This window comes from uncultured Thiodictyon sp. (assembly GCF_903828115.1).
Lineage (GTDB): Bacteria > Pseudomonadota > Gammaproteobacteria > Chromatiales > Chromatiaceae > Thiodictyon.
This window is the reverse complement of record NZ_CAIKKU010000402.1, coordinates 1-2,833: the sequence shown is the minus strand read 5'-3', so window position 1 is coordinate 2,833 and position 2,833 is coordinate 1. Positions and strand designations below refer to the sequence as shown.

Here is a 2,833-nt window from a genome sequence, read left to right as displayed (position 1 = left end):
GGGCCGGCCGAAGACCACCATGGCGTCCGGGGCCATGGGGCCGACGAGGCGCCGGTCCTGGACCGGGTACCAGAAGAGGTCACCGGCGACGAAGACCTCCGGGCGGTCGGCGAAGAGGATCTCCAGGTTCTCCTTGATCTTTACGATCCAGTCGAATTGCAGCGTATTCTCCGCCATCGGGGCTCCGTCGCTGTCGGGATAGGGGTCGTCGGGGTCGAAACGGGGCACTGGGTTCATGGTGCTGGCTCCGGGCCGGGGGGCGCTGGGTCGGTCTGACTCGCTGCTCAGAATAGCAGCGGCAAGGGGAGAACGACACCGGGGGAATTGCGGGGACAGTAGACCTGACTCGTGGCGTCCTTCCGGTTCATCGACCGCGACACGGTGCTCAAGGCGATGGGCATCAGCGAGCGCACCCCGCAGCGGGCCAAGCTCGCGCACCGGCCGCTCGACAGCAACGCCAGCGACCGCTTGCCGCGGCTGGCCGCGGTCGCCGAGCAGGCGATCGAGGTCCTGGGCTCGCAGGAGGCCGCCGAACGCTGGCTGGCGGGCCCGGCCGTGGGACTGGAGCGATCAATGGTGCTAGCATGAGTTCAGCCCCTAACCGGCGCCACGCCGCGGAGGACCCGATGTCGCTGATCTGCGAACTTCATCATGCCAGCCTGATCGTGGCGGACACCGCCCGCTCACTGGCGTTTTACCATGACGTGCTGGGCCTCTCCAGCGACACCCGGCGCCCGGATTTGGGCTTTCCCGGGGCCTGGCTCCAGGTTGGTCGGGGCCAGATCCATCTGCTGGAGTTGCCCAACCCCGACCCGACCGAGGGTCGGCCCGCGCACGGCGGCCGGGATCGTCACGTCGCGCTGACGGTGCCTGACCTGGAGCCTGTACTGGCGTGTCTCAGCGCCGCCGGGATTCCCTGCACCACCAGCCGCTCCGGCCGCCGGGCGCTGTTCTGCCGTGACCCGGACGGCAATGCACTGGAATTCATCGAGTCGCGGGTGTTGCCCGATGACGCATGAAATACTCCAACAGCGCCGTGGTGGAGCCGTCATGCGCGGGACCGACCTGGCCCTCATTGAGTTCCTTGAGGATGACGCCGGCGAGCTGTTTGCCGAGTTCCACGCCCCACTGATCGAATGAGTTCACCTCCCACAGCACGCCCTGGGTGAAGATGCGGTGCTCGTATAGGGCGATCAGCGCGCCCAGGGTGTGCGGGGTGAGGCGCTCCATGAGGATGCTGTTGGTGGGGCGGTTGCCGGGGAAGGTGCGGTGGCTGGCGAGAAAGCCGGCGCGCTCCGCGGGCATCCCGGCGGCGAGCATTTCGGCCAGGGCCTCATCGAAGCTGCGACCGCGCATCAGGGCCTCGGTCTGGGCGAAGTAATTGGCCATGAACTTCAGATGGTGGTCGCCCAGTTCATTCTGACTGTGGATGGCCCCGATGAAGTCCGCCGGGATCATCTGGGTGCCCTGGTGGATGAGCTGGTAGAAGGCGTGCTGGCCGTCGGTGCCGGGTTCGCCCCAGACCACTGGGCCGGTGCTGTAGTCGACCGCGGCGCCGTCGCGGGTGACGCGCTTGCCGTTGCTCTCCATGTCCCCTTGTTGCAGATAGGCGGGCAGGAAGCGCAGATATTGGTCGTAGGGCAGCACCGCATGGGTGCGGGCGCCCGCGAAGTTGGCGTACCAGACGCCGATGAGTCCCAGGACGGCAGGGATGTTCTCGGTGAGGTCCGCGTTGCTGAAGTGCTCGTCCATGGCGTGGGCGCCTTCCAGCAGTTCCACGAAGCGCTCGAAGCCGATGGCCAGCGCAATCGGCAGGCCGATGGCCGACCACAATGAGTAGCGCCCGCCCACCCAGTCCCAGAAGCCGAACATGTTGGCCGTGTCGATGCCGAACGCGGCGACCTTCTCCGCGTTGGTGGAGACGGCGACGAAGTGCCGGGCCACCGCCGCCGGGTCTCCAAGCGCGGTCAGGGTCCAGGCGCGCGCGCTCTCGGCGTTGGTCATGGTCTCCTGGGTCGTGAAGGTCTTGGAGGCGACGACGAAGAGGGTGGTGGCGGGGTCCAGACCGCGCAGCGTCTCGACCAAGTGGGTGCCGTCGACGTTGGAGACGAAATGCACGGTGAGTTCATCGCTGAGATAGGGCCCCAGGGCGGCGCAGACCATCTTGGGTCCCAGGTTGGAGCCGCCGATGCCGATGTTGACCACGTCGGTGATGGCGCGCCCGGTGTGGCCCTTCCACTCGCCCGCGCGGACCTGGCCGACGAAGGTCGCCACCTGCGCCAGGACCTCGTTGATCCCGGGCATCACGTCCTGGCCATCGACATGGATCGGGTGATTGGAGCGGTTGCGCAGTGCCACATGGAGCACGGCGCGCTGCTCGGTGTTGTTGATCTGGTCGCCGGCGAACATGCGCCTGGTCCAGCCCTGGAGGTCCACCGCCGCGGCCAGGTCGAACAGCAGCGCGAGCGTCTCGTGGGTGATCAGGTTCTTGGAATAGTCCACCATGAGCCCGCCCGCCGAGAGGGTCATGGCCTGGGCGCGCTGGGGGTCGGCGGCGAACAGGTCGCTCATCCGCGTGTCCTTGAGCTGCTGCCAATGCCGCTCCAGGGCCTGCCATTGGGGGGTCTGAGTGACGAGCGCCATTGCGTATTCTCCTGCGGGTGTGATTGAGGTGGTTACGTTCGTGTGGTTTGTTGAAGAAAAGGCACTTAGAAATGGTTCACTGATAGCTCTGGGCGTCGTTGTCGTTGTCGTAATCGTAATCGAGGTTATCGGCCTTGATCATCGTTCCGGCCGGCGGCTACCTTCTGGAGTCCAAGGCTTCAGCCTTGGT

Annotated in this window: 3 protein-coding genes and 1 pseudogene; 2 read left to right on the top strand and 2 right to left on the bottom strand. The window is 66.4% G+C overall.

Features of this window, described 5'->3' with window-relative positions; genetic code table 11:
• Positions 1-237 (bottom strand): annotated as a pseudogene (locus QZY48_RS14815) (Uma2 family endonuclease); the annotation flags it as partial.
• A 111-nt stretch (positions 238-348) separates the two neighbouring features.
• On the opposite strand from QZY48_RS14815, the gene QZY48_RS14810 reads away from it, so the two are divergent.
• Together QZY48_RS14810 and QZY48_RS14805 are read left to right on the top strand one after the other, a co-directional pair.
• Positions 349-588, top strand: a complete 240-nt coding sequence (locus tag QZY48_RS14810; protein WP_295432073.1) for a hypothetical protein — start codon at positions 349-351, stop codon at positions 586-588.
• 38 nt (positions 589-626) lie between these two features.
• Positions 627-1,019 carry a VOC family protein gene (locus tag QZY48_RS14805; RefSeq protein WP_295432076.1) on the top strand — a complete coding sequence of 131 codons (393 nt, stop codon included), beginning with the start codon at positions 627-629 and terminating at the stop codon, positions 1,017-1,019.
• On the opposite strand, the gene pgi is transcribed toward QZY48_RS14805, so the two are convergent.
• Positions 985-2,643: a glucose-6-phosphate isomerase gene (gene pgi / locus QZY48_RS14800; RefSeq protein WP_295432071.1), complete on the bottom strand. Its 1,659-nt coding sequence runs from the start codon at positions 2,641-2,643 to the stop codon at positions 985-987. The genes QZY48_RS14805 and pgi overlap by 35 nt on opposite strands.
• Between the last annotated feature and the right edge of the window lie 190 nt (positions 2,644-2,833).

What these genes read in the sequence shown, in the direction of transcription:
- QZY48_RS14805 (WP_295432076.1), top strand. Translation starts at nt 627, where the DNA reads ATGTCGCTGATCTGCGAACTTCATCATGCCAGCCTGATCGTGGCGGAC.
- pgi (WP_295432071.1), bottom strand. Translation starts at nt 2,643, where the DNA reads ATGGCGCTCGTCACTCAGACCCCCCAATGGCAGGCCCTGGAGCGGCAT.